The sequence below is a fragment of the Corynebacterium sp. HMSC065H09 genome (assembly GCF_001812845.1).
GTDB classification, from domain to species: domain Bacteria; phylum Actinomycetota; class Actinomycetes; order Mycobacteriales; family Mycobacteriaceae; genus Corynebacterium; species Corynebacterium jeikeium_D.
Genome location: NZ_KV810586.1, coordinates 33,909 through 60,475, shown reverse-complemented (window position 1 = coordinate 60,475; position 26,567 = coordinate 33,909). Strand labels below are relative to the sequence as shown.

The 26,567-nt window shown below is 59.1% G+C and carries 21 protein-coding genes, 1 tRNA gene and 1 other RNA gene; 8 read left to right on the top strand and 15 right to left on the bottom strand.

Annotation, left to right across the window (positions count from 1 at the left end):
• Positions 1 to 63: 63 nt before the first annotated feature.
• Both HMPREF2878_RS05885 and HMPREF2878_RS05880 read right to left on the bottom strand, forming a co-directional pair.
• A tRNA-Met gene (locus HMPREF2878_RS05885) sits at positions 64 to 137 on the bottom strand.
• Positions 138 to 321: 184 nt separating this feature from the next.
• Entirely contained in the window at positions 322 to 3,309 is a 2,988-nt protein-coding gene (locus HMPREF2878_RS05880) for a UPF0182 family protein (protein WP_049189694.1), read from the bottom strand.
• A 151-nt stretch (positions 3,310 to 3,460) separates the two neighbouring features.
• On the opposite strand from HMPREF2878_RS05880, the gene HMPREF2878_RS05875 reads away from it, so the two are divergent.
• Both HMPREF2878_RS05875 and HMPREF2878_RS05870 read left to right on the top strand, forming a co-directional pair.
• Entirely contained in the window at positions 3,461 to 4,042 is a 582-nt protein-coding gene (locus HMPREF2878_RS05875; RefSeq protein WP_016423245.1) for a PPA1309 family protein, read from the top strand.
• A 262-nt stretch (positions 4,043 to 4,304) separates the two neighbouring features.
• On the top strand, positions 4,305 to 5,144 hold the full coding sequence (locus HMPREF2878_RS05870) for a GDSL-type esterase/lipase family protein (RefSeq protein ID WP_048733544.1): 840 nt from the start codon (positions 4,305 to 4,307) through the stop codon (positions 5,142 to 5,144).
• A gap of 73 nt (positions 5,145 to 5,217) precedes the next feature.
• Here HMPREF2878_RS05870 and ssrA read toward each other — a convergent pair.
• Positions 5,218 to 5,602: a transfer-messenger RNA gene (gene ssrA / locus HMPREF2878_RS05865) on the bottom strand.
• A 356-nt stretch (positions 5,603 to 5,958) separates the two neighbouring features.
• Here ssrA and HMPREF2878_RS05860 point away from each other — a divergent pair.
• Positions 5,959 to 6,354, top strand: coding sequence for a DUF3887 domain-containing protein (locus HMPREF2878_RS05860; protein WP_016423247.1), 396 nt, complete (start codon positions 5,959 to 5,961; stop codon positions 6,352 to 6,354).
• 28 nt (positions 6,355 to 6,382) lie between these two features.
• On the opposite strand, the gene smpB is transcribed toward HMPREF2878_RS05860, so the two are convergent.
• Positions 6,383 to 6,886, bottom strand: coding sequence for an SsrA-binding protein SmpB (smpB, locus tag HMPREF2878_RS05855; protein WP_038626299.1), 504 nt, complete (start codon positions 6,884 to 6,886; stop codon positions 6,383 to 6,385).
• Positions 6,887 to 7,064: 178 nt separating this feature from the next.
• Between smpB and HMPREF2878_RS05850 the strand changes: the two genes are divergently transcribed.
• The 3 genes from HMPREF2878_RS05850 to HMPREF2878_RS05840 all read left to right on the top strand — a co-directional run bounded on the left by HMPREF2878_RS05850 (position 7,065) and on the right by HMPREF2878_RS05840 (position 10,634).
• Positions 7,065 to 8,708 (top strand): AbgT family transporter, encoded by a 1,644-nt coding sequence (locus HMPREF2878_RS05850; RefSeq protein WP_083295722.1) that lies wholly within the window; start codon positions 7,065 to 7,067, stop codon positions 8,706 to 8,708.
• A gap of 163 nt (positions 8,709 to 8,871) precedes the next feature.
• Entirely contained in the window at positions 8,872 to 9,639 is a 768-nt protein-coding gene (locus tag HMPREF2878_RS05845; protein WP_049193066.1) for an alpha/beta hydrolase family protein, read from the top strand.
• Positions 9,640 to 9,659: 20 nt separating this feature from the next.
• Positions 9,660 to 10,634, top strand: coding sequence for a cation diffusion facilitator family transporter (locus HMPREF2878_RS05840; RefSeq protein ID WP_070652977.1), 975 nt, complete (start codon positions 9,660 to 9,662; stop codon positions 10,632 to 10,634).
• 29 nt (positions 10,635 to 10,663) lie between these two features.
• On the opposite strand, the gene HMPREF2878_RS05835 is transcribed toward HMPREF2878_RS05840, so the two are convergent.
• The 6 genes from HMPREF2878_RS05835 to metG all read right to left on the bottom strand — a co-directional run bounded on the left by HMPREF2878_RS05835 (position 10,664) and on the right by metG (position 17,981).
• Entirely contained in the window at positions 10,664 to 12,493 is a 1,830-nt protein-coding gene (locus tag HMPREF2878_RS05835; protein ID WP_049171263.1) for an ABC-F family ATP-binding cassette domain-containing protein, read from the bottom strand.
• Positions 12,477 to 12,992, bottom strand: coding sequence for an NUDIX hydrolase (locus HMPREF2878_RS10995; protein WP_070429942.1), 516 nt, complete (start codon positions 12,990 to 12,992; stop codon positions 12,477 to 12,479). The genes HMPREF2878_RS05835 and HMPREF2878_RS10995 overlap by 17 nt, the downstream gene beginning before the upstream one ends.
• Positions 12,993 to 13,015: 23 nt before the next feature.
• On the bottom strand, positions 13,016 to 13,930 hold the full coding sequence (gene rsmA, locus HMPREF2878_RS05830) for a 16S rRNA (adenine(1518)-N(6)/adenine(1519)-N(6))-dimethyltransferase RsmA (RefSeq protein WP_049193062.1): 915 nt from the start codon (positions 13,928 to 13,930) through the stop codon (positions 13,016 to 13,018).
• Positions 13,931 to 13,995: 65 nt separating this feature from the next.
• Positions 13,996 to 15,135 (bottom strand): resuscitation-promoting factor, encoded by a 1,140-nt coding sequence (locus tag HMPREF2878_RS11595; RefSeq protein ID WP_049193061.1) that lies wholly within the window; start codon positions 15,133 to 15,135, stop codon positions 13,996 to 13,998.
• Between the two features lie 179 nt (positions 15,136 to 15,314).
• A complete protein-coding gene (locus HMPREF2878_RS05820) occupies positions 15,315 to 16,139 on the bottom strand; it encodes a TatD family hydrolase (RefSeq protein ID WP_049171274.1) in 825 nt (274 codons plus the stop codon).
• A 15-nt stretch (positions 16,140 to 16,154) separates the two neighbouring features.
• Positions 16,155 to 17,981 (bottom strand): methionine--tRNA ligase, encoded by a 1,827-nt coding sequence (gene metG / locus HMPREF2878_RS05815; RefSeq protein WP_070601717.1) that lies wholly within the window; start codon positions 17,979 to 17,981, stop codon positions 16,155 to 16,157.
• A 115-nt stretch (positions 17,982 to 18,096) separates the two neighbouring features.
• On the opposite strand from metG, the gene HMPREF2878_RS05810 reads away from it, so the two are divergent.
• The gene (locus tag HMPREF2878_RS05810; RefSeq protein WP_016423257.1) at positions 18,097 to 19,362 is read left to right on the top strand and encodes an aminodeoxychorismate synthase component I; all 1,266 of its coding nucleotides are present in this window, start codon (positions 18,097 to 18,099) and stop codon (positions 19,360 to 19,362) included.
• Here the strand turns inward: HMPREF2878_RS05810 and HMPREF2878_RS05805 are convergent.
• Both HMPREF2878_RS05805 and rsmI read right to left on the bottom strand, forming a co-directional pair.
• Positions 19,359 to 21,035 (bottom strand): BCCT family transporter, encoded by a 1,677-nt coding sequence (locus HMPREF2878_RS05805; RefSeq protein ID WP_016423258.1) that lies wholly within the window; start codon positions 21,033 to 21,035, stop codon positions 19,359 to 19,361. The two genes, HMPREF2878_RS05810 and HMPREF2878_RS05805, sit on opposite strands and share 4 nt — an antisense overlap.
• 159 nt (positions 21,036 to 21,194) lie before the next feature.
• Positions 21,195 to 22,106 carry a 16S rRNA (cytidine(1402)-2'-O)-methyltransferase gene (rsmI, locus tag HMPREF2878_RS05800; protein ID WP_016423259.1) on the bottom strand — a complete coding sequence of 304 codons (912 nt, stop codon included), beginning with the start codon at positions 22,104 to 22,106 and terminating at the stop codon, positions 21,195 to 21,197.
• A gap of 85 nt (positions 22,107 to 22,191) precedes the next feature.
• Between rsmI and HMPREF2878_RS05795 the strand changes: the two genes are divergently transcribed.
• On the top strand, positions 22,192 to 23,688 hold the full coding sequence (locus HMPREF2878_RS05795) for a dolichyl-phosphate-mannose--protein mannosyltransferase (RefSeq protein ID WP_370551033.1): 1,497 nt from the start codon (positions 22,192 to 22,194) through the stop codon (positions 23,686 to 23,688).
• Here the strand turns inward: HMPREF2878_RS05795 and HMPREF2878_RS05790 are convergent.
• From HMPREF2878_RS05790 to glpR, 3 genes are all read right to left on the bottom strand, one after another.
• Positions 23,685 to 24,467: a zf-HC2 domain-containing protein gene (locus tag HMPREF2878_RS05790; RefSeq protein ID WP_049189705.1), complete on the bottom strand. Its 783-nt coding sequence runs from the start codon at positions 24,465 to 24,467 to the stop codon at positions 23,685 to 23,687. The genes HMPREF2878_RS05795 and HMPREF2878_RS05790 overlap by 4 nt on opposite strands.
• Before the next feature lie 51 nt (positions 24,468 to 24,518).
• Positions 24,519 to 24,923, bottom strand: a complete 405-nt coding sequence (locus HMPREF2878_RS05785) for a DoxX family protein (protein WP_038629133.1) — start codon at positions 24,921 to 24,923, stop codon at positions 24,519 to 24,521.
• Positions 24,924 to 25,159: 236 nt separating this feature from the next.
• Positions 25,160 to 26,431 carry a divisome protein SepX/GlpR gene (glpR, locus tag HMPREF2878_RS05780; protein ID WP_070652975.1) on the bottom strand — a complete coding sequence of 424 codons (1,272 nt, stop codon included), beginning with the start codon at positions 26,429 to 26,431 and terminating at the stop codon, positions 25,160 to 25,162.
• Positions 26,432 to 26,567 lie beyond the last annotated feature (136 nt).

Sequence of the window (26,567 nt, the reverse complement as noted above, 5' to 3'; positions counted from 1 at the left end):
CGCCGAGCGGACACACTTTTTGCTACTTAACCCGGCGTTGCACCGGTAGGGGTCTCTTCTTAGTGGCGGGGGCAGGATTCGAACCTACGACCTCTGGGTTATGAGCCCAGCGAGCTACCGAGCTGCTCCACCCCGCGTCAACTGTCCTGGCTTTTACAAGCACTCACAGCGGGCGCTGGTCTCTCTGACCAACGAGAAGTAACTGTAGCACGACGCTCCCAACAAAGACCAATCCCCAGGTCATAGCCAATTTCGCTACAACCTAGGGAGTCTTCGGACCATAGAAACCTATGATTCTCGGTTAACTACTCGTTGCACGTCTTACTGGCCGTTGGCCTTCTGGTAGTCAGCGGCAGCGCGGTCGAGCTCGGCAAGTGCCTGGCCCTGTGCCGCGTAGTCACCGTTCTTCTGAGCGTCGTTAAGCTTTTGCAGTGCGTCGGAGATACGGCGAGCGGCGTCGTCACGCGCGGCGACATCAACCTTGCGCTCTTCCTTCGGTGCCTCGTCGTCGGACTCAGCGTCGGCGGCATCCTTGTCCTTATCCGCCGACTGCTCCTCAGTCTCTTCCTCACCGCGGACCTTGGTCGCGGCGGAAGCATCGATACCGACCTGACTCAGAGCCTCAGTGACCGTGGCGCCATAGCCCACCTGACCGCGGTAAGCGACGAGAATACGCAGCAGCTTCGGGAATGCGGTCTCCTGGCCCTTGCGCTGGGTGTAGACCGGTTCGACGTAGAGAATCTCGCCATCGCCGACCGGCAGCGTCAGCAGGTTACCGTTGGTGACCACGTTCGTGCCCTCGAGCAGAGTACGGTCCTGGGCGACCTCATCTGCGGACATCATCGTGTCCTGCGCCTGCCGTGGACCCATGGTCTGGGTGTTGGTCGGCAGGGCACGGATGGTGATTTGACCGTACGTCTCCGGATCGGAGGAAGCGCTCATCTGGGCGGCGAGGAACTCGCGCTCCAGACCGCGGAAGGCGGAAATCAGCTGGAAGCTCGGCTTTCCGGTCTTCGGATCGGAAGCGACAACGTAGTACGGCGGCTGGGAGAGGTTCTGCTCTTCCGGCGCGGTCGGATCGGACGGGACGGACCAGAAGGAGTCATTGGCGAAGAACACGCCCGGATCGCTGACGTGGTACTTGGCCATCAGCTCACGCTGAACCTTAAACAAGTCCTCCGGGTAGCGCAGGTGCTCCTGCAGCTCCTCGGAAATCTCCGACTTTGGCTTCACCACATCCGGGAAGACACCCTCCCAGGCCTTGAGCACCGGATCCTTCTCATCGAACTCGTAGAGCTCAACGGTGCCATCGTAGGCATCGACGGTCGCCTTGACCGAGTTGCGGATGTAGCTGACCTCGCTGTTCGGCAGCGGGCGTGGAGTGCCATCCGGGTTAATGGAGTCCTGTGTGGTTTCCTGGAGGCTCATGCGCTGGGAGTACGGCATCTTGGCCAGCGTGGTGTAGCCGTCGACGATCCACTTCATACGGCCATCGACTACAGCCGGATAGGTCTTGGTGTCAGTGGTCAGCCACGGGGCGACCTTCTGAACACGGTCACGCGGATCGCGGTTGTAGATAATCTTGGAGTCCGGCCCAATGCGGTCGGACAGCAGGATGTTGAGTTCCTGGTAACGGGTGGCGAAAATCATGCGGCTGGCAAGCCCGCCTACGCCAACACCGCCCTCACCGTCGTAGGTGAAGTTACGGCCGTCGGCATCGTACTCATAGTCCTTGCCGTCACCGTTACCGCCAACAATCGCATAGTCGGCATCGCTGTTGGCGATAACCGGGCCGTAGTAGATACGCGGCTGCTTCAGGTTCAGGTTCATGCCGTTCGGGTCCTCGGACTCGAACAGGTCAGCCACGGTATACAGCGGGTAACCGCCGCGGGCGGAACCGGACTCGGAGGCAACCTCGTCGACCTTATTAGCCGGCGCAGCAACGAAACCATTGCCGTGGGTGTAGACCGTGTGACGGTTAATCCAGTCAGTCTGGTTACCCTGCAGCGTCTGCGGGTTCAGTTCACGAGCAGCGACGATGAAGTCACGGGACGCACCATCGATCTGGTAGCGGTCAATGGCAAGCGGATCGGAGAAACCATAGAAGTTCTTCAGCTGGCGCTGCTGCGTGAAGGTACGTGGCAGCACCTCCGGATCCAGAATTCGGATATTGGCCAGCGTCGCAGCATCGCGGGAAATCGAATCCGCACCTTCCTTCGCGGCTTCCTTATCGCCTTCCTTTTCAGCCGGAACACCCCAGTCGCGCTCAACCTTCACCTTGTCGTCAGTAAGCCCGTAGTGGTAGCGCGTCGATTCAATATTGCGCGCAATGTATTCGCGTTCCTTGGAAGCGCGGTTCGGGTTAACTGAGAACTGCTCAACTGCCATCGGCCAGGCCACGCCAATCAGACCTGCGGAAACCAACATCAGCACGGTGGCAAACGCCGGGATCGAAAGATTGCGCAGGAAAATGGCCGCGAAGAATGCAGCGGCCACGACGATTGCGATGACCAGCAGCGTAATCTTCGCCGGCAGCAGCGCATTGATATCGGTGTAGGAACCACCGGTGAAGGTCTTCTGCTTGTTATTCAGCAGCTCATAGCGGTCCAGCCAGTAAGACACAGCCTTGAGCAGCATGAAAACACCGGCCCAGCACGCCAACTGCGCACGAGCCGCATTGGAAACGCGGGTCTTCTCCCCTGTAGTCGGGTTACCTGGGCGGATGCCACCAAGGAAGTAATGCGTCACCAGCGACAGCAGGAACGCAATAACTACCAGGACAACCAGCGTCGAAATGATGTACGACCACAGCGGCAACTGGAATGCATAGAAGCCCAAGTCCTTGCCGTACTGCGGGTCAGTCTCACCGAAGGACTGCCGATTTAAGAACAGCTGCACCGTCTGCCAATTACCCTGCCCCACAAGGCCACCGAGTACGCCGAATACAACGGGCAGCGTGGTGAACATCGACTTCGAACCGGATTCAGCCATCCGTCGGTACACTGCCTGCGGGCTGCGTGGATCCGTCAGTCCGAGGTCGACGGGCCGCGAGCGCCACGCCAGCCACATAGATAGAAATGTCAGTGCGCCCGTTATCAGGCCTACAGTGATAAACAGGACGATACGAGTGAGCCACGTGGTGGCGAATACCCCTCGATACCCCACTTCACCGAACCACTGAAAGTCCGTATAAAAATTGACGGCGATTGGAATAACAAAGGTCAGCGCGGCAATCACCAACACGGTAATTGCCAGCCACCCCGGTCGGCCACCCGCCGATCGTCTCGGTCGAGTCTGGTTTAGAGACAACGTCTCTCCTGTTCGAGTTGAGCTTGACTTGCCAGCGAGCTGGTAAGTCGGTCGTACGCTTATCTGTCATCTACTCTAAATAAAGTTCCTAACATTTGACTAAGGATGCTGTTAATACAGCGTTGCCAGGAAAGGGGCGTCGTCAAGCGTCATGAGCGAAAACAACGGCACTCAGACTCATCTCAGCCAGCAGGCACTCAATCGCGCCGTGCGCGAAGCTGTCGAATACGTCCACACCGAAGGTTGGGACCGCGCTCCGAGCCTCTTCGCCCTCGTCCCCACCGCCGCGCTTGCCGACGTGCTTGCCGACGAGCTGATTGACAGCGCCCCATTGACTGTCGTTGCGCAGGAACCCCTCCCCGAGGGAATTGAAGGCGGTAGCCCTGAGTTGGCGGACTTTATCGCTCGGACATCGTGGCCGGCAGGTGTCGTCGGTGCCGTGTTAGCGCAGGAAATAATGGTCATCGCTCCGGAGCAGGCGGACAGCTTTGAGGGTGCATCCCTGGACGAGGTGCGGGCACAGGCGGATGGTGAGGCGGCTCGCCAGGCACGTCTTTTCAGTGGTGTTATCAGCGAAGGTCCACACCTAACACTGATCCAACCTCGCCCCACAGAGGCGGAACTGGATGAGCGTGGGCCCTTTGCTGAAGATGAGATTGAGCTAAAAGATGGTTCTGGGGTAGCCGATGGTGTCATCGCTGCGTTGTATTCCACGTTCGGAAGCGCCTCATAAATCCACCTACCAGCGATAAGAGACAAAAAGAGGTATTGAAAGCGCCGAATATACATATAACTAGCTGATTCCGGTTGACATCGGACTTAGAACCTAGTTGTATAACAAAGTGATAAAGGCGCGTCTCTAAGTATCCGCTCAGGGTTCTGTCGGACTTGGTTCTGTCGGACTTGGTTCTTCCAGGGACGGTCTGTGGCGAAGAAATCGCGAGTGTAGCGCGAGTTTTTCCTTCTATAGGTTTTCAACTAAGAGGTTTTTAATTATGAAGAACAACGTTGTTCGCCGTGCAGCAGCCTCGGCAGCTGCAGCTTCTGCGCTGGCAGCCTCCCTCCTGACCGGTGGTGTTGCCAACGCTCTTCCTACTGGTAACTACGTTGCCTTCGGCGATTCCTTCGCTGCTAACCCGGGTCAGTCCGATCCAGCCGTACCGGGCCGTGGTGGCTGCCCGATTTCGGTCTCGAACATCGGCTCTCACGTTGCTCGTGAGACTGGTCTTGAACTGCACGACTACTCCTGCAACGGCACTACCGCTTTCATGCCGACTCAGCCGCAGAAGTCCCTGATGGGCCAGGTTGACAACGCCATCGCTCAGGGCTCCCTCGGCCCGGCTACCCAGCTAGTAACCATCTACGTTGGCGCCAATGACGCGATGCAGGGCGCTGTGCTGCCAATGCCGGTTCAGGATGACCTGTACACCACCAACGTTGTGGCCGCTGTGGAGAAGATCAAGGCCGCTAACCCAACTGCTCGCGTCATGCTGATTGGTTACCCGGCTTTCACCTCTAATGACCCGACTCACTACGCTTGCCCGGTTAACGCCGCAGGTTTTGCACCGCACATTCCGGCTGCCGGTATGCACCACTTTGAGATGGCTCTGCAGAACCGCCAGATGCGTGCTGCCGCTGAATCCGGTATCGGTTTCGTCAACATGAAGGAGGTCACCAACATCGACGTCGCAATGTGCGGTCCGGACGGTGAGCGTCAGGTCTCCGCAATTCTGGATACCGATGTTGCTTCCTACAACATGACCAACCACCCGACCTTCCACGGTTCGGCAGTTGCTGGCACCACTATCGCCAACGTCTACAAGAGCACCTTCTAAGGTCTTTCGACGTCGCTCAGACGTCTTCAAGTACAACGAAAAATCCCCGGTCGTAATGACCGGGGATTTCCATTTGTGGAGCTGCCGAGAATTGAACTCGGGTCCACCGCCAACTCGCCAGGGCTTCTCCGTGCGCAGTTCGCACGATCGCCTCTACTCGACCCTTCGGCTCAGGCAAACATGTCCGAATGACGGGCCCAGCCGCAAGTAAGAAGATCCCCGATGAGCCTTACGGCACACCCATCGGGCGAGCCCTTTTAAGTCGATGCCAGGGTCCGGACCAAAGGGCAAGCCCGGTCTGACAGACACGCTAGTCGCTTAATTAGGCAGCGAGAGCGTAGTCGCGCTGAGTGTTCTCGGCGCTTAATCAGTTGCTACGACGCTTAAACGGTGGTCTCTAGCCTGCACCGGCACGCTTCCCCTGGCTCACTGTACGGTGTCGAAACCATGTCAGCCCCATACAATGCCTTCGAGCACGGGAAAGTGCGTAGCACTCAAAGGATGTTCAAGAATAACGCTTTACGACGGGAAAAGTCAACAAGCTTCGCCGCAAGGCCCACAGCCCCCCCCCGAATGTCAACTCCGGGTTGACACTGACGTCAACCAATGGTTGACTGCAGTCATGGATCCATTGACGACAATCCGTCACCGACTGCAAGCAACGAACATTGCCGAACAAGAACTTGAAGATGCCGTGGCGCAGGCTCGCGCAGCGGGCCATTCATGGGCAGAGATTGGAAATGTACTCAATATCTCCCGGCAAGCGGCATTCAAGCGGTTCGGAAGTGTCCAAAACCCCGTTTCAGGAGAATTGATGACTGCCACAAAAACTACACATATCGCCGAGCTCGGCGAAAAATTCCTTCGCCACATCATCAACGGCGAAGAAGCAGAAACCGTAAGCATGATTTCCCCAAAGCTCCGGAAGGATCTCCCCTGGTCCACTATCTACTCTGTCTGGGAAGATGTTCTCACCGAGACTGGGGCGTTCGAATCTTTCGACGACACCCAAGTCACCAGCCTCGGGGGAACCAGGACTAAGGAACCGACCTCGCAGAAACTCCTGTCGAAGATTCTCGGCACAAGTCTCGTCATCACCACCCTCAAACATGAGGCTGGCGAATGGATGGCTCGAGTTGCCTTTGACCGTCACGAAAACGTCATTGGCCTACTCATCCTCCCAGTCGATGCGACTGAGTTCCCCTTCTAAAAAGGGTTTCTTCTAATGAAGACCTCTTTTACCCCTTGATGCCCTTCACACGACGGCCCAGCGCACGAGTAGCTTCGCGCTCCTCCGTGCGGCGCTTGATGTCCTGGCGCTTGTCATAATCCTGCTTACCGCGGGCGAGTGCGAGCTCGACCTTCAAGCGGCCGTCGGTGAAATACAGCTTCAGGGGTACAAGCGTGTTGTTGCCATCGCGGACCTTGCCCCACAGGGTGTCAATCTCCTTGCGGTGCAACAACAGCTTGCGCGAGCGACGCGGTGAGTGATTAGTCCACGAACCGTAGGAGTACTCCGGGATATGCAGCCCGCGGAGCCACACTTCGCCGTCGTCGATGGTCGCGAAGGCGTCATTAAGCGATGCTTTGCCCTCGCGCAGCGCCTTGACCTCAGTGCCCACGAGAACGACACCGCATTCGTAGGTGTCCAGAATGTTGTAGTCATGGCGGGCACGACGATTGGTGGCCACCACCGCGTTGTTGGCGCTGACCTTTTCTTTCTTCGACTTCTTCTTGCCCATAACCTGATTAACTCTAGTCGAAGAAGGTGCACTACAGCTATTCCCTAGCTATTCCCTTAACTTTCCCTTATGCGCCTGCTCGCACCCGACATACATATGCCTCTGGCCTTTTACGTTGTGACGCAACTTACTTTCCCCTAACCTTTTACCAACGTCTAACACAGAGGGATTTATATATATGGGACAGTCAAAAACGTTGGAACCGGACAAAGCGCCACCGAAGCCAAAGGGGTTCCTAGCAACACTGGAACGTATCGGCAACGCACTGCCAAATCCATTTTGGCTATTCGTGATTCTTGCCGGTGTAGTCATCGTTTCTTCGTGGCTCGGTGAGGCTGCGGGTATGCAGGCCAAGGATCCCGCGTCGGGTGACATCATCGAGGTGGAAAGCCTTGCTACCGCAGAGTACCTGCAAAAGATGGTCTCTGAGGCGGTAACGAACTTCACGGACTTCGCACCAGTTGGCCTGATTCTGGTGTGCATGCTCGGTGTCGCAATTGCGGAGTACTCCGGTTACATCGGCTCGGCAATCCGCGCGGCAATTTCCAAGGTGCACTCCCCTGTCCTGCTGACATTCATTGTTGCACTGGCCGGCGTGACTGGTTCAATCGCTTCTGATGCCGTCTACGTGATTCTCATTCCGCTGGGTGCCGCCTCATTCGCCGCAGTTGGTCGTAACCCTATTGTCGGTGCGATGGTCGCCTTTGCCGCCTCGTCGGCCGGGTTCAATTCGTCACTGGTGCTCAACATCACCGATGTGCTGCTGGCAGGTATCTCCACGCATGCAGCGCACTTCGTGGATCCGGAATACGTAGTTTCACCGCTGGCCAACTACTTCTTCACTATGGCCTCGTCGATTGTGCTGGCTCTGATTATTACCGCCGTTACTGAACTGTTTATTACCAAGCACGTGGAGAAGACCGTCCACGACGACCACATTGACCACGATGCCGCGGAATTCACCAAACCGGGCGCTTCGGAGGAAGCTGCCGAGGAAAACGCCAAGAAGGAGGAGCGGAACACCGCATCTAGCAGCTCCAGCAATGGCCGCGACAAGCTAATCCTCAACGATGCCGAACGACGTGGCCTCCGCTACGGCAACATCGCCGCTGTCATCTTCCTGGCGCTTTGGTTCGCTGCCCTGTTCATCCCGGGTTCGCCTCTGCGCGGCGAAGGCGACGGCATCTTGAATTCCGTGCTGCTTACCGACGTCGTGGCGTCCATCGCCCTCTTCTTCGCAGTGGTCGGCATTGCGTACGGCATCGGTGCCAAAACCATCACCTCCTCAGCAGACGTGCCCGCCTTCATGGAACGCGGCCTGGGCACACTGACCACAATGATGGTGCTCTTCTTCGCCGTCTCGCAGTTCACGGCCTACTTCAAGTGGTCCAATATCGGCCAGTGGACCGCTATCAAGGGCTCCGAATTCCTGACCAAGGCGGATCTGCCGCCGCTGTTGCTCTTTGCTGCCTTCGTCCTGATGGTGGCTGTTCTCAACCTGCTGATTACCTCTGGCTCCGCGCAGTGGGCACTGATGGCGCCGGTCGTGGTACCGATGCTGATGTACGTCAACGTCTCCCCAGAGGTCTCCCAGCAGCTATTCCGTATTGGTGACTCCCCGACCAACATCATTACACCGATGTCGCCATACTTTGCGCTGGCGCTGACCTTCCTGCAGAAGTACTACAAGCCGGCGGGTGTCGGCACGCTGATGTCACTGGCCATCCCGTACTCGCTGTGCATGATGGTGGGCTGGTTCCTATTCTTTGTCGTGTGGTACCTCGCGGGCATTCCGCTGGGGCCAGGGGTTCCGGTGCGTTAACTCACAGCCACTAGGAGATTGAGGGATTGGTCGAATTTTTCGCCCAATCCCTCACTTATTTGTGGCACCCGGGCTTAATATTGCGTACGGTCGCCACCACAATGGGCGTCGTAAAGCGAAAACGTACACACATTGAGCACACACTGAGACGCGGATATAACCTATGCCAACAAAGCACCTAAAATTTACGGGATCGACCGGCGAGACTCTGGCTGCATCAATTGATTTGCCGGACGGTCAGCCACGCGCGTGGGCGCTATTTGGTCATTGCTTCACGTGTAATCGGATGGTGCCCGGCGCGTCACGCACCTGTAAGGCGCTGGCGAAGAAGGGCATTGCGGCATTCCGGTTCGACTTCACTGGCCTCGGGCAGTCCACTGGTGATTTCGGTGAGACGACGTTCCAGACCAACATCGATGATCTTAAGGCCGCCTACGAGTTCATGGAGGCAGAATTTGAGGCCCCCGCGCTACTGATTGGGCACTCGCTCGGTGGTGCAGCGGCGCTGAACGCCGGCCACGATATGCCGAAGGTCAAGGCGGTTGCGACAATCGGTGCACCCTTCGATCCGGCACACTCGATTGTGCGCATCGCCGGTGACATTTCGACGGTCGATGAGCACGGCACGCAGGTTCTGCAGATTGAAGGTCGTGGCATTCCCATCTCCCGTGAGTTCTTGGAAGTGTTGGCGGACTACAACCCGGAGGTTTATCTCAGCCAGCTGCGCAAGCCGCTGCTTATTCTGCATTCCCCGACCGACCAGACTGTTGGTATCGATAGCGCCCAGAAGATTTTCCAGGTATCTCGCTATCCAAAATCTCTGATGAGCTTGGATCGCGCGGACCACTTGCTCACTCGCGCTAAGTCCGCCGCGCGCGCTGCTGACCTGATTTATGCGTGGGCGGATAGCTATCTTCCGGAGGCTGAATAACCCTGTTACCATTAGGGGTTATGGACACGACTGAACACTCTGGCCACTCGCACGGCCACGGTCATTCACACGGTCATTCACACGGCCATGACCACGCTCATTTTGACCCCGCGAATACTCCTGCCCGTCGCCTGCTCGTGGCTGCGGGTCTGACTCTTGTCGTATTTCTCGCCGAGCTCATCGGTGGCTTGGTTTCGGGTTCGCTGGCGTTGCTGGCAGATGCCGGCCATATGGTGACGGACTCCGCGGGCCTGCTTATGGCAGTTGCCGGTTTGGCTATCGCCCAGCGCGGTGCGAATCACCGCGCGACGTACGGGTACCGTCGTGTTGAGGTTCTGACTGCTCTTATCAACGGTCTGACAGTTTTCATCATTGCCGCTGTGATTCTCTGGGGCGCAATCCGGCGTTTTGGCTCCCCAGAACAATCGGAAATTCAGACCACGTCGATGCTCATCATCGCGGTCATCGGCCTGCTCACCAATGTTATTGCGGCCTTTCTGCTCGCGGGGGCTGCCAAGGAAAGCGTCAACGTCCGCGGTGCGTATCTGCATGTGCTTGTCGACGCCGCTGGTTCGGTTGCCGTCATTATCTCCGCTATCGCTATCGCATACACCGGCTGGACTGCCATCGACTCTGTGGTCTCCATCGTGATTGCGCTCTTCATCGTCCCCCGAGCCGCCGTTCTGGTGCGCGACTGTCTCCACGTGTTGCTGGAGTACACCCCGAAGGGCGTCGACACTGAGAAAATCACTGCTGACCTGTCCGGCCTAGAGGGAGTGGTCGATGTCCACGATCTCCACGTCTGGTCCCTCAACGGCAGCGACCTGCTGGCATCTGTTCACCTCGTGCGCTGTGACACGCTCCCCAACGGCGACGAGCACGCATTGCTCGACCGTGCGCAGGCACTGCTTCACGACGTCCACGGGATTGAACACGCCACGGTGCAAATTGAAAGAACCGGGCACGCTGACCACGAGTACCCGGCTCATACCTAAAATGTTCGGCTAGTAGCTGAAGTAAGATGCTAGCCCTCGAGCTGCTCCCCTAGCTCCAGCCACTCCATCTCCAGCTCTGCCTTCTGCTCAACCACCTCCGCAGCACGGCGATCGAGGTCCGCCAGCTTTTGTGTGTCCAAGTTGGCTACATCAGCACTCGCTTCCGCCATCTGCGCATGCAGTTCACTTTCTTGCTGGCTGAGCTTCGCCATCTTCCGCTCCAGAGCACTCATCTTCTTCTGGACAGCATGAGCTTCCGCAGCCGAGAGCTTCGAGGTATCCTCCTCTGAAGCTGCGCCACGGGTCTGCGGACTACCGGCATTTGCTTGAGAGGCACCACCACTAGCGGCCGAGTCAGCCAGCTGTGCGCGACGCTGGAGGTACTGACTAATCCCGCCTGGCAAGTTCGTCAGCTCGCCATCGCCGAAGAGGGCCCAGGTCGAGTCGGCAATACGCTCAATCAGGTAGCGGTCGTGCGAGATGACCACCAACGTGCCCGGCCAATTGTCCAGCAGATCTTCCAATTCCTGCAGCGTGTCAATATCCAGGTCATTCGTCGGCTCGTCGAGCAGCAGGAAGTTCGGCTCACTCATCAACACGCGTGTGAGTTGCAAGCGACGGCGCTCACCGCCGGAGAGGTCTGCGATTGGGGTGCGCTGCCGCTTCGGGGAAAAACCCAGTCGCTCCGCCAGTTGCGAGGCGCTAATCTGCTTCTTGCCCAGGTCAATGTAGGTCGCCACGTCCTCCACAGCGTCGAGCACACGCATATCCAGCGGCAGATCATCGAGCTCCTGTCGCAGCCAACCCAGGCGCACCGTCTTGCCCTCAATCCGCTTGCCATCGCTTAAGGGGTAGTCTCCCGCCAATGCGCGCAACAAAGTCGTCTTACCCGAGCCGTTGACACCGACCAGGCCAATGCGCTCGCCGGGGGCCAGACGCCACGTGACGTCGTTAAGCAATTCCCTACCATCGGGCGTTTCCAGGGACGCATGCTCTAGCTCTACGACCACCTTGCCCTGTCGACGCTGCGAAAACGCCATCAACTCCACGGAATCACGCGGCGCCGGGACATCGGCGATGAGAGCCTCAGCTGCTTCGATGCGGTAGCGAGGCTTCGAGGTGCGGGCCGGCGCACCCCGGCGCAACCACGCGAGTTCCTTACGCGCAAGGTTCTGGCGACGCTGCTCGGCGGCATCGGCTTGGCGCGCACGCTCGGCACGCGCGAACGTCCAGTCGTTGTAACCGCCATCGTAAAAATCGACGGTACCATCGTGGACTTCCCACGTCTTCGTGGCAACGGTATCCAGGAACCAACGATCGTGCGTGACGACGACCAGGGCTGCCCGGCGCGAAAGGACATGATCGGCCAACCACTGCACACCCTCAATATCGAGGTGGTTCGTTGGCTCATCGAGAATGAGCAGATCCAGATCTCGGACCAGTGCGGCCGCCAGGTTAACGCGACGGCGCTCACCACCGGAGAGATTGGCGACCTTGGTATCCATACCGAGGTCATTGATACCGATGCCATCGAGGACCTCGCGGATGGAAGCGTTACCCGCCCACTCGTGTTCAGCGAGTCCCAGCGGTGCAATGACGCACTCAAACACGGTGGAATTCGGGTCGAGCTCGGCGCCCTGGGTGACATGAGCCATGGCCATGTCGTTGGCTCGCGAGATACGTCCGGAGTCCGCCGGCTCCACGCCTGCCAGAATCTTCAGCAGTGTGGACTTGCCGCCACCGTTCAAACCGACAACGCCGATGCGGTCGCCCTCTTGAACACCGAGGCTGACGCCGTCGAGCAGAGTCTTGAGCCCGAAGGACTTAGAAATATTCTCGCAATTAATCAGATTCGCCATGATGAGTATTTATTGTGCCCCATTCGACGTTGCCAAGCACACGCCGGACATACCAGGCCACCGGCAGCTCCTCGAACTGCTCTCGGGTTACCCATTTAAATTCCGGATGCTCGCCGCTGAGCTGGACATTCTGCGTGTCGTCGGCCTCGCGTACTAGAAAGGTCACCGTGTGGAAGCGGAAATTCTCCCCGCCCAAGTCCGGATTGGAATAATGGGCAAATTCGCTGACCTCCGCTGCGCGCAAGCCGGCCTCTTCACGCAGTTCGCGCACAGCGGCCTCCACGGGCTCCTCCCCCGCGTCTAGCTTGCCACCGGGCAAATCCCACTGGCCCCCGAGGAAGCCCTCGTATTCACGCAGCAGAAGCAGCAAGCGGTCACCGCGGAAAACTATGCAGTTGCACACCCAGCCGTCGTCGTCAGGCCAGAACTTAGTCCAAGCCAGGCTGCGCGGTTCGCGCCGGCCGATCTCGGCCCTACTGGGGGTGTCATCACGGTGCATGGGGAAAGATTGCCTGTCCTTTATTAAAAGCGCTGGTCTCGTGAGACCTCAGCGAGGCGAACGAAATCGGCAATTTCGAGCTTCTCTCCTCGCTGCTTGGGGTCAATCCCCGCTGCCATAAGCGCTTCTTCGGCTGCGGCACCAGATCCGTAAATCCCCGATAGGGCCGCACGGAGGGTCTTGCGGCGTTGCGCAAAAGCAGCGTCGATAAGCGGGAAAAGGCGCGCGCGGAATTGCGGCGAAATCTCCCACGGAGCCTCGGGGGCATCGGCGGCATTGGAGTTCTCAGGAGCGTCGGAGCGGGCGTAGCAGTCAATGCGCACAAGCCCGGAATCAACCTTCGGGACCGGCCAAAAGACGTGCGGACCAATGGCACCGGCGCGACGCACTGTGCCGTAGTAGGCGGCCTTGACGCTGGGGACGCCGTAGATCTTGGAGCCCGGCTGAGCCGCCAGCCGGTCAGCGACCTCGGACTGCACCATCACGAGCACACGGCGGATGGTGGGGAGCTCGGCAAGCATGTGCAGCAGCACCGGTACCGAAACGTTGTATGGCAGATTGGCCACCAGCGCATCTGGGGCGGTCTGAAAGTCCTCGCGGCTGACCTTCAGCGCATCTTTCTCAATGAGCTCTAGCGCGCAGCCCTCAGCGCGCTCAGTGACTGTCTGGGGCAGACGCGCCGCCAGCCGCGAATCGATTTCAACAGCCGCCGCGCGGCCGCAGTGTTCGAGCAGCCCGAGGGTCAGCGAGCCCAAGCCGGGGCCAACCTCAACAGGGTAGGAATCCTCCGGCAAGTCCGCCGCAGCGACAATTCGACGCACGGTGTTGGCGTCGTGGACGAAGTTCTGCCCCAATTTCTTCGTCGGGACAATATCCAACTGCGCCGCCAAGTCGCGTACTTCGACCGGCCCCAAGAAAGAAACTTCTGCTTTAGTCACAGTTAGATACTACGGGGTCAACACAAAAAATAGGCTTAGCTCGTTATGGCTAGACGGAACTAGCTTTAACGAAGCCCCATGGAAGCGGTACAAGCGGGCCATGCGCCCCAACCCTGACCAGCCTGGACACGCTCAGCGACAGCAATCTGCTGCTCGCGGGAAGCCTGCGATGCACGCGGTGCATACTCAGTACCGCCGTAAGCTGCCCAAGTGGAATCGGTGAACTGCAGACCACCGGAGAAACCGTTACCGGTATCGATAGCCCAGTCGCCGCCGGACTCACACTGAGCCAGCTGATCCCACACGCCGTAGCCGGCAGCCGGAGCTGCAATGCGGGACTTAGTGCCCTGGCGAATAGTGGAGATACCCGGAGCCTTTAGCTCCTTTTCTTCCAGGACCTCGCGTCCGAGCTCTTCACCATCGCGAGAGGTGACCTTGACCTGACGCTCTACCTGGCCCGGTTCACCTTCCTGCTCAACGATGCGCTCATCTTCGAACATCGAATCATCTTCAATGATGTTCTCGTGAGCTGGAATCTCCTCAGTCTCGGTGATGGTCTTATCAATCAGACGAGACAGAGCGATGCGCATCCCCTCGGTGACCGGAGCATCCAGACCCGGCTCGACGGTGTCATCTTCACGCAGTTCAATGCCACGCTGAGCCAGCACATCTCCGACGGTCATAGCCGGGACGGTCAGGTCGATGTCCTTGGCATCGTCGTGAAGCACAATATTCTTGGCACGAACGACGTCGAGTTCGACTCCCTTAGCGGAAATCTCGCCCTTTTCGACCTCGACCTTGTCCTTATCGGAGATGAGCCCCTGCTTCTTCAGACCTTCAATCAGCTCATCGGTAGTGATGGCATTGGTCTTGTGCTCCTGCGGCTTGCCATCGACAATCATCGTGACTGGCTTGGCAGAGCGGTAGACCAGCTTGCCGCCGTCCGTGAGATCGCCCTGACGCTGAACCAGGTCGCCACCGGTGGTTTCGACACCAGCCTTCTGCAGAATGGCCTTGTCATCCTTGGACCAGGTTGCGATTTGCTCAACCTTACCGTCGATTTCGACGGTGATGGTGTCATAGTTGGATGCTGCGACAGTACCACCCAGAGCAACAGCAGCGACCAGACCGCCTGCGGCAATCTTGGACGAAGTGGAGACTCCGTCATTAGCACGATTGAGATGACGCTTCTTCGCAGCACTCACGGGGTTCGTCACAGCCTTTCGGAGGATGGGGCAGCTAGCAAATGAAAGAAATACAGTTTGTAACAGTACGGTAAAGATTCAGTGTTGTCTAAAATATATCGATAAAAGTGACGGGAAATACAACAAACCGCCCCGGCTGCATTTCCACAGCTCAGGGGCGGCAATACGCCAGCACGTGCTTAAATGCCGTACACCCGACGTGCATTATCCGTCAAAATCTGTGCCATCTCCTCCGCCCCGATTTCTCGGGCTGCGGCCATCGCACGCGCCTGATGACCGATAAAAGTGGACTCGTTGCGCGCACCTCGGAAAGGCTCCGCGGTCATGTACGGGGCATCGGTTTCCACCAGCAGCTGCTCCGCCGGCGCCTCAGCCACAGCCTGCCGCAGGTAATCATTGCGTTTGAAGGTCACGTTGCCGGTAAAACTCAGCAGGTAACCGCGTGCAATGGCTTCGCGGGCAACCTCGATGGGCGAAGAGAAACAGTGCAAAATGACCGTATTGTCGTAGCCGTCCAACGCCGCCATCAGGTCTTCATCGGCGTCGCGGTTATGAATCATCAACGGCTTGCCGACGGTTGCTGCGAGCTCCATATGCCACTGCAACGCAGCCAGCTGTTCGCTCTTCGACGCGCAGCCGTCGAGGGAATCCAGCCAGTACCAATCCAATCCCGTCTCCCCCACGGCCACAACCCTGGGGTCGGCAGCCATTTCGGTTAAGCGGGCCTTGGCGTCGTCGTCAAGCTCGTGCGCGCGCGTCGGATGGATGGCGGCGGCGGCCCAGACGTTGGGGTGCGCGTGCGCAGCGGCAAAGGCCAGTTCGGTTTCCGGCATGCCATCGCCGACCGTGCAGACTCCGACGACGCCCGCTGCGGCGGCCCGGTCCATGAGCGCCGCAATCTCTTCCGGAGTTTGCGCCCCACAGGACGCGAGATGCGTGTGGGCGTCAAACAGCGGAGTGAGATACTCCGCGGGTTCTGCAATCTTGCGTTTGCGCTTTCCCATACCTCTACTGAGCCCCTACTTCACCTGTGCCCACTCGGGGCCGTGCTCAGCCAACTCAGAGTCGAGCTTGGTGAAAATCGGCTTCGGCTTGGCAAGCTGCGTACCCGGCTCAATGTCGAAGCGACGCCAGGCGGCCTTCTGATTGACGTAGTCACCGGTGATGATTGGGTAGCTCCTACCCTCTGCCGGCAGGTCAGCGCCGACCGGTTCGACCGGCATGTCGTCCTGGACTTCCTGGACTTCTGGCATTGCGGCCCAGATCCCCTCGCCGCCCAGGGTCTCGAAGACCTTCTGCGAGCTTTCCGGCAGGTACGGGGTCAGCAGCACATTGGCGTCGCTGACTACCTGCAGTGCTGTCCACAGCACGGTGGCGAGACGCTCGCGCTGGGACTCGTCCTTCGCCAGCTTCCACGGCTCCTGCGCAGCAATGTAGGCGTTGGCCTCTCCGACCAAGTGCATGGCGGCGGTGATACCGGCGCGGAAGCGGGACAGCGCAAGCGCGTCGCCGACCTCGGCGAAGGAACGCTCAGCCAGGTCGAGCAGTTCACGGTCAGCGTCAGTGAGTTCGCCCGGAGTTGGCACCTCACCGAAGTTCTTGAAAGCCATGGACACGGTGCGGTTGACCAGGTTGCCCCAGGAGTTGGCCAGCTCGTTATTCACGCGGCGGACGAACTCATCCCAGGTGAAGTCGGTGTCCTGGTTCTCCGGGCCTGCCATCGCGATGAAGTAGCGCAGCGGATCCGGACCAAACTCCGCCAGGAAGTCCTTCACATAGATGACAACGCCCTTGGAAGAGGAGAACTTCGAGCCCGACATGGTCAGGTACTCCGAGGAGACGACCTCCGTCGGCAGGTTCAACTCACCGAGCTCCCCGACCTCGCCCCCGCGGGAGCCCTCGCCACGGTAGCCCAGCAGCTCAGCCGGCCAAATCTGGGAGTGGAAGGTGATGTTGTCCTTGCCCATGAAATAGTAGGACAGCGCCTCCGGGTCATTCCACCACTTGCGCCACGCTTCCGGGTCACCAATGCGCCAGGCCCACTCGATGGAAGCGGATAGGTAACCGACGACGGCGTCGAACCAAACGTAGAGTTTCTTCGTCCCGTTTTCCGACCAGCCCTCCAGCGGAATCGGCACACCCCAGTCAATATCACGGCTCATTGCACGCGGACGGATGTCCTTCAGGATGTTCAGGGAGAACTTCAGCACGTTCGGGCGCCAGTCCTTGCGCTCCTGCAGCCACTCGGTCAAGGCCTCTGCCAGAGCCGGCAGGTCTAGCAGGAAGTGCTCAGTTTCAACGAACTTCGGGGTCTCGCCGTTGATTTTCGACACCGGATCAATCAGATCGGCCGGGTCAAGCTGGTTACCGCAGTTGTCGCACTGGTCGCCGCGGGCACCGGAAGCGCCACAAATTGGGCAGGTACCTTCGATGTAACGGTCCGGCAGGGTGCGACCGGTCGACGGGGAAATCGCACCCATCGTGGTCTGCTTGACCATATAGCCGTTTTCGTAGAGCCCACGGAAGAGCTCCTGGACAACGGCGTAGTGGTTGCGCGTGGTTGTGCGCGTAAACAGGTCGTAGGAAAGCCCCAGACCCGCGAGGTCCTGCACAATCTGGCGGTTGTAACGGTCGGCCAATTCCTGGACAGAAACGCCTTCCTTCTCCGCCTGCACAAGCAGTGGCGTGCCATGCTCATCAGTACCGGAGACCATCAGCACGTCATTGCCAATCATTCGCTGGTAGCGAGCGAAAACGTCCGAGGGGACACCGAAACCTGCAACATGGCCGATATGTCGCGGACCGTTAGCGTACGGCCACGCAACTGCTGTGAAAATGCGAGACATATCTAACAGGGTAATAGATGACCTACCATCACGATGAACTGTGCCCTCATGAAGTCTTCCAAGAACTGTCCCCTAGCGTCATCGCGCGCTCGCGCAGTCACTACGCTTATGTCCTATGTCCACTCGGTCCACCTCCTCCGACTCGGCCGCTGACTTCACTTCGCGCGCGACCACTGCGCTAGCTCGTCTTATCGCCGCCGGTCATCGCCCCGCCGCACTCGTCGGCTCCTGGTTCGGTTATCGCGCGGTTCTCGCCGCTAACGTCGAGCTCACCGCCTGCGATTCGACAGCGCTTTTCACCAGCCCCGACCCCAATGCGTGGCTATTTGGGTTCCGCCCCTACTCCGGCACCAGCGCGCATGGGATCGCTGCCTGCGTCGCATTGCTTGCCGACGACGGCACGTGGCATTTCGACGGCCCCGGCACCGGTGACCCCTCAAATCCGGATTTCCAAGCCCTTCAGGAGACCATCAAATACTCGCACGAAAACACGCGTGACGACGCGCTCCCCGCGGCCACACCACTGGAGTGGGATCAGGGCGACCGAGAACGCCACCAGCTTGCAGTGGAGAACTGTAAGGAAGCAATTGCCGCGGGCGAGGTGTACCAAACCTGCATCTCTACACGCTTTCACGCGGAGCTGAATGCGGGATCGGGCACGAACGTCGATGTGGACAATGCTGCACTAGCCCACGCCGGCGCGTGGTTTTCCTCCCGCGTGGCGCGGTATCAGCCGGCTCGAGCGGCATTCTTGCCCGGCAACCTCGATGCTGGAATTCCAATTCTGGCCTCGCTGAGTCCTGAGGAGTTCCTCATCCGCGCTGGCACAAGCGTGACTGAAACTCCTATCAAAGGCACGATTCCCGCTGACCGGCCCCCGCATGAGCTGTTGCGCAGCGATAAGGATGTCGCCGAGAACATCATGATTGTCGACCTGGTGCGCCACGACCTCGGCCAGGTGGCCAAAACTGGCACTGTGAAGGTCACGGATCTGCTCAGTGTGCGTCCGGCACCGGGCGTGTGGCACCTGTTTTCCACAGTTTCCGCGGAACTTCCCGATCAGCTCAGCCACGCTGAGCTGATCGATGCCTGCTTCCCACCGGCCTCAGTCACCGGTACACCGAAGCTGCGAGCAATTGAGCTTCTGCGCGAGTGGGAACCCGAGCCCCGTGGCGCTCACTGTGGCGCGATTGGTGCGGCCCACGGGGATGCACTTGAGCTCAATGTCGCCATTCGTACCGCTGAGTATGCAAAAGACCCGAACTCGGGGAGAGTTCGGGTCGAAGCTGGCATCGGCGGTGGCATCACCATCGGGTCTACGCCCGAGGGCGAATGGGCCGAGATTGAGGCCAAGGCCGCACCGCTGCTGTTGGAAAGCTAGTTGCGCAATTTACGAGCACGGCGGCGTTCGCGCTGTTCGGCCGCTTCCGCCAAGCGGCGCTCGCGAGCCATGCGCAGGGCAAACTGACGCTGTTCCTTGTCATCGAGGTACATCGGATCGTCGGAAAGCCCCTTAACCAGCGCCACCATCAGCGCCAAGATAACAATGACGAACGGGCTTGCCGCCAAAATGGTGATGTTCTGCAGGTTGGACAGGGCATCGCTGCCGCCGGTGACCAATAGGACAATCGCAATCAGAGCGGTGAAAATACCCCACATAGCAGTGACCGTGCGCGATGCTGTGAGTCGACCGAACTGGCTCATGGTGCCCATCACCGTGGAGGCGGAGTCCGCCGAGGTAATGAAGAAGGTAGCCAGCAGAACCATTGCGATGACGGAAGTAATCGCGCCACCCGGCAGGGATTCCAGCAGGTTGAACAGCTGGCTCTCAGCCGAGCCGTCGCCATAGATGGAAGCACCCTGCTGCTCACGAGTAATGGCGGTGCCGCCAAAGATGGAGAACCATACGGCAGAGACAATCGACGGAACTGCGACGACGGTGAAGACGAACTCACGGATAGTACGGCCGCGAGAAATGCGCGCGATGAACATACCGACAAACGGCGACCAGGAGATCCACCAGGCCCAGTAGAAGATTGTCCACGACGAGAGCCATTCGCCGGCGGTACCGTCAGCGGAAGCGCTGGAGCGGGCGGCCATCTCAAAGAAGGAATTCAGGTAGCTACCAATAGAAGTCGGAATCAGGTTCAGAATCACCACGGTAGGGCCGAGGACCAACACCAGCAGAGCCAGCAGGCCAGCGGCAACCATGTTGAAGTTCGAAATGTACTGAATGCCCTTGCCCACACCCGACAGCGCAGAAGCCAAAAAGGCACAACCCAGAATGAGGATAAGACCAATCCACAAACTTGTGCCCTTGATGGCAGTGAAACCGTTGATCTCCAAACCAGCGGAAATCTGCAGCACACCAACACCGAGAGAGGCTGCCGTACCGAAGACGGTGGCAAAAATCGCAAGTGCGTCGATAAGCTTGCCCAACCATCCCTCAGCGCGACGTGCACCGATAAGCGGGATGAACGCCGCGGAAATCAGCTGCTTACGACCAAGACGGTAGGTCGAGTAAGCAATGGCAAGGCCGACGATGGCGTAGAGCGACCACGGGTGCAGAGTCCAGTGGAACATCGTCGATGCCATGGCGGTACCGACTTCCTTTGGCTGGTGACCCGGCACACCTTCGCGGTAGAAGGTCAGTGGCTCAGCAACGCCGTAGAACATCAGACCGATGCCCATACCGGCGGCGAACATCATGGCAATCCAGCTAGGTGTGGAAAACTCTGGTTTCTCGGCGTCCTTGCCCAGGCGGATGTGACCGAACTTGGAAATCGCGATGGACACAATAAAGAAGACAAAGACGGTACTAGCCAAGATAAACAGCCAGCCGGTGTTCTCCACGACCCAGTTCAGAGAACTAGATGCAAACGTGGAGAAACTGTCCGGCCACACCAGTCCCCAGACGATAATTGCCAGAATTGCGGCAATGGCGGGGACGGTAACCCCGAGGTTCACGGGAGCGTGAGAATCGTCGGCCCTGACTTCGCCAACGACCGACTCCCCTACTTCTTGTTGTATTTCATGTTCTGGTGGATTCGTCATTCCTCCACCATGTCCACCATTGACCTGGGATTTCAACTTAGAATGCGGGTTTTCTCAGGTTTTCTTCATTTTTTCCCAGCTTGCAAAAACTGCCAATAATGGCGTTTACCCTGTTCACTGTCGTGCGCTGGGCATTTCCTGGCACAAAGTAACAATCGCCTAACGATTTTCCTCGCGAGCAGCCAAAACCGCCTGATAGAGATCACGGTGCTTTGTCATTCCAGCCTCCGCCGCAGCCTGCTTCGCGGCATCCTTCAACCGCATGCCATCAGCCACGAGCTCCTCCACGCGGTCAACTAGGTCCTCCGTGGATACCTCCGTCGCCTGCTGCCCCGCGCCCTCAATCACCACCGTAATTTCTCCGCGGACACCTTCTTCCGCCCACGCAGCCAGTTCTCCCAGCGTCGCGCGGCGAGTCTCTTCAAAGCGCTTGGTCAACTCACGGCTTACCGACGCGCGCCGCTCCTCACCTAAAATCTCCGCGGCATCCGCCAACGTGGCAGCCAATCGATGCGGCGACTCAAAGAAACAACAGGCTCGCTTCTCTGTCTTCAGTGATTCCAACCAGGCCCGGCGCGCCCCCTGTTTACGAGGTGCAAAGCCATCGAAGCAGAAGTGGCCGACACCCAAGCCGCTGAGAGCCAATGCGGTAGTCACCGCGCTCGGTCCCGGTACGCAGGACACCGGCACACCCGCGTCGTGAGCAGCCGCCACCACAGCCAGGCCGGGGTCTGACACCACCGGCATCCCCGCATCGGTCACCACAATGACTTTCTGTCCCGCCTTCGCCGCCTGAATCAGCGACTCAGTGCGGCTCTCTTCGTTGTGATCGAAGTTCGAAACAAACTTCCCCTTGGGGGAAATGCCCAGCGCTGTGGCTAGGTTGCGCGCCCGCCTGGTGTCTTCCGCGGCGATGATATCGGCGTCGATAAGCGCACCGCGCAAGCGGTCGGAGGCATCGGCTATATTGCCCAGCGGCGTTGCCACCAGAGTGATGCCGGGAGCCAGCGTCGTAGCCTCACTGAGGGGCTCGTTCTCGTGCGGTTGGAAGTTCGATGCCGAATGCGTCATGATTCCATAGCTTAAACTGACATTCGTGACCGATGCCGCTTTAACCCCACCACCGGAAACCGAGCGCCGCGCGAAAAAACGTTTCCTGCGCCCGATTCCCCCGGTTCCCCCGCTGCCGCCACTGCGGCGGTGGGACAAATGGGATACCGCCACTTTTGTGGTTCTCGGAATCGTCGCAGCGCTAACGCGTTTCATCGGGCTTGCTGCCAAGACCGACAATGGCACCCCGCTCTTCGACGAAAAGCACTATGTGCCACAGGCCTGGCAGATTCTGGAGTCCACGCGCGACCCCATCTCATCTGGCATTGAGGACAATCCCGGCTACGGTCTGATTGTGCATCCGCCAGTGGCCAAGCAGGTCATCGCCTTGGGCGAGTGGATTTTCGGTTATTCACCAATGGGCTGGCGGTCTATGTCGGCGGTGTGTGGCACGCTGGTCATCCTGCTGCTCATGGACATCGTCCGACGTATCTCTCGCGGCTCGCGGTTGGCAGTGGGTATTGCTGGTCTCTACGCGCTTGCCGACGGAGTGCTGTTTGTCTCCTCTCGGGTCGGCATGCTGGATATGATTCAGACCTTTTTCATCATCGCGGCCGCGTGGGCACTTCTCATTGACCAGGCCGATGCCCGCAAGCGCCTGGAATCCGCCACGGAACTCGGTAGTTTCGGCCCCTATCTCAGCTATCGCTGGTGGCGACTGCTCGCCGGCATCATGCTGGGGCTTGCCACCGGGGTGAAGTGGTCCGGTCTGTACTACATGGCCGCATTCGGCCTGTGGTCCGTTTTCACGGATTTGGTGTCACGCAAGAATGCCGGTGCGGACAAGCCCGTGCTCGGCGCACTCGCCCGCGATACCGCCCCGGCGTTGCGTGATCTGGTGGTGGTTCCGCTGGGCGTTTACTTCTTAAGTTGGCGTTCTTGGTTCGCCGAAGAAACGTCGGTCTATCGCCATGTCTCGCCCGAAGACCGCGATACGGGACTCCCCGGCACCGGCTGGCTTCCCGAGGCCGTGCAGAACTACCTGCACTACCAGAACAGCGTGCTGAAGTTCCACGCCGAGCTGACCACCTCTAATGGCCACAAACACCCTTGGGAGTCCAAGCCCTGGGAGTGGCTGGTCAGCTGGCGGCCAATGCTCTACTACTCCACCGAAACCACCTGCAGTGGCGGCCAAGAGTGCAAGGGCTGGATGATGCTCTTTGGCACCCCGCCCATCTGGTGGTTGCTGGTCCCCGTGGTCCTGTGGGCCACATGGCGCTGGCTCGGCCGCCGCGACGGCCGCTACGCGCTGCCAGTCATCGGTTTCCTCGCCTCGTGGCTGCCGTGGGTCATCGGCTACGACCGTCAGATGTACTTCTTCTACGCCACCGCGCTGATTCCATTCGTACTCATCGCCTTTGCTCTGCTTGCCGACGATCTCTCACACTGGCGGCCCCGCGATAAGCCGGTGGGGTTGGTAATCGTTGGCACGCACGCCGCACTAGTGGTGGCCGCGTTTGTGTTCTGGCTGCCGATTTTGACCGGCTACCCGCTGCCTCTCAACCACTTTGAATGGCGGTTCTGGTTGCCGTCTTGGAGCTAGTCCCGCTGTGGTGGCACGCCTGTGACCGGCAACCCCGAGGCGGCCCGCCATGCCTGTGCGATTGCCGTCGGCGTATAGCCACCCAGCCACACAACGGCCAGCGTCAAAGCGGAGACAAACATCAAGGCCAGACCAGCGATCTCTGATGCTCCCTGGGCACCGATGAGAATGTCACGAATACCAAAACCGATGCTGAACGTGGCGACGGCACCGTAGACCGGCGCCATGCCCATGGCAGCGCGTGGCCGCCAAGCAGCCCAGAACAATCCCACTGCCAATGCAAGCCGAATTGCCGCGAGTTGGATGGCAAGGCGTGCTCCGAGCTCCATTGGGTCAACGGTGGCAGTGGAACCGTCGATAGGCGCTCCCGTGCTTGTTGCGATTCCTGCACCGTCCTGCGGCTGCGCCGAGGAAAGTCCGAGCGTCATCATGCCGGAGGCGTCGACCAGTGTCGCAATCCCCCAGACCGCCCAGCAAAGGCCCAGCGCAATGAGCACCCCGCGGGCGGTGCCGGCCATGAGCAGCCATGCGCGCTCACGCCGCCGGCGCTCCGGTTCGATGGAGACCAAAATGCGCTCCGAGAGATCATCCGTGGAAATCTCCGGCATACCATCGGCAGGCCCAACCGTAAGGGCGCGGTTCAGCCGCACCGCTCGCTCGTACCAAGCTCGGCACTCCTCGCAGGCCCCAAGATGGGCATCGATGACTTCATCGGCAATGCTTGCCTGCTCGCCATCGAGGCGAGCTGACAATGCTGCGCGAATTTCCTCGCACTCCACGGGGAATCTCCTCCGCTTTTAACTCTTAAGGGGGTTGTACCTAATGAGGTCTTACCTGATGAATTGCCTGTCCAAACTGAAACGGCCGGCTCCGAAAACGAAAATCATCACCAGACCACCGATGAGTGACATCACGAGCTCCGCACCGTTGTCGCGGATAAACAGGCCATTGCCCAGGTGCATCGACCACCAGGCACCAATCATCTCAATGATGAAGACCATCGCCACCGTCGGTGCCAAGAGTCCCAGAATCAGCAACGCGCCTCCGACCAGTTCGACTAGAGCGACAACCCAGACCGTCAAGTGCGCCTGCGGGATATTCGCGGCGACAAAGTAACCGGTCGTCTTGTCGATACCGGTGATAAAAATCTTGTCCCAGCCATGGCAGATGAAGATAATTCCGAGTATTAGGCGGAGAATCACGAGCGCGATATCGCGCATTACCGGTCGATCCATGAGGGACATGCTACCCGACGGCACGGTCAAAGCACGGTAGCACTGCGGCTGCGAGAGGCCAGCGACTTTAACATGCAAAAAGGCTTCTCCCAACCCCTCGGGAGAAGCCTTCCGCCAAACACACCCGGTGTGTCATGTCTTAGGTAGTGACATCGTAACAGGCCGAGTTTCTAACAAAAAATCGCGCTGACGTGCTCAGACAACTTTAAGGTTGTTCTACGGCTCAGTTCACAGGACTAGCTCACACGAGCCTGTGGCATTTCGTCATAATCGTCGTCATCAAAGCGGTGGTCAGTGTAGGCCAGATCTGCGAAATCCGGGTCCTCATCATCAAGCTCGACCACTACCGCGCCCGGACGGCGCAGTCGCTGTGGAATTCCCAGCTCATCATCCTCGCGGTTACGCACGCCGAGGCGGGCCATCTTCATCCGGCGAATTCGGCGAGCTCGCAGTTCCTGCTCTGCACGCACGGTGCGGCGCAGGTTGACCAGATACAGGGTCATCAAGCCGACACCGACCAGTGGAATCCACCAGGTCCAACCACCGGCGAAAGCAGCGATGATGACCGTGACCGCGATGAACGCTGCCAGCCCAGCAACCGAACGGCGGCGGCGGGCAAAGCGAGTCTCAGCGTACTGGGCATCCGAAATCGGATCGAACCCACCACGACCACGGCGCTTCTCAGCGAACGCGTAATCATCTTCGGTCAAGGTGTCATCGACAGCGACTGCGTCATCGTTGGACTCGACACTGTGGTCGCTGTCGTCCTCGCCGGTCTCGTCGGGTTCCGCCTGCTCGTCTACGGTGTCTGCTGCCTCTTCAGTCTCAGAGAGCGCCTCAGCGTCCGCGTGCTCAGCGTCAGCCGCGGCACCGGAATCAGCGTCAGATTCAACGGCATCTTCGAACATCAAGTCATCGGCGTCGACAAACTGACGGCGAACGTCAACGCTCACATCGGAAGAGGACTCATCTGCACGAACCACGTCACCTTCGGCGGAGGCAACGGCGGAGTCAGATTCAGCATCCTCGTCATTAACGACAGCCTGCAGCGACTGGTCTGCAGACTCATCATCGGACACGTCCATGTCAGAGCGGTCAGAAGACTCAGCAGTGGCTTCCTCGGTAGCGGAATCATCCGCCTGCGGGGTCTCCTCCTCTGCATCTGCCGCTTCCAGCTCGTAGACGATATCGCCGTCAACGACGGCCGGGTCGGCCGCCTCGTCCACGGTGTCGTCGATAAGCACGTCGCTGACATCGAAGTCATCGTCGACCTGCGCGTCAACGGTTTCGAGAGAATCGTCGACTTCTTCGGCTACGCGCACGTCCGACTCCTTAAAAGACGGACGGCGGCGCGTCGTGGCCAACTCCTCGCCACCACGATGCAGCACGCGGGTCTTACCTAGCGCATCGGAAGTACGACGAATCGGCTTGCGCGTATTGACCACCAGCGGGGCCAGCACAAACAGCCACAGTACAACGATGAGTATCAGCAACAGTGAAGTTGACATATTTTGTGTCTCCTTGCGATTTCGCCCGGGGTTTCGCCGTCTCTCCCCGGCCCAAATACGCCACCCACATGCCCTTCCACAGAGGCATTTGCGAAGGCAGTCAGCGTATCTAGAGCGAATTCGCCCAATAGTAGAG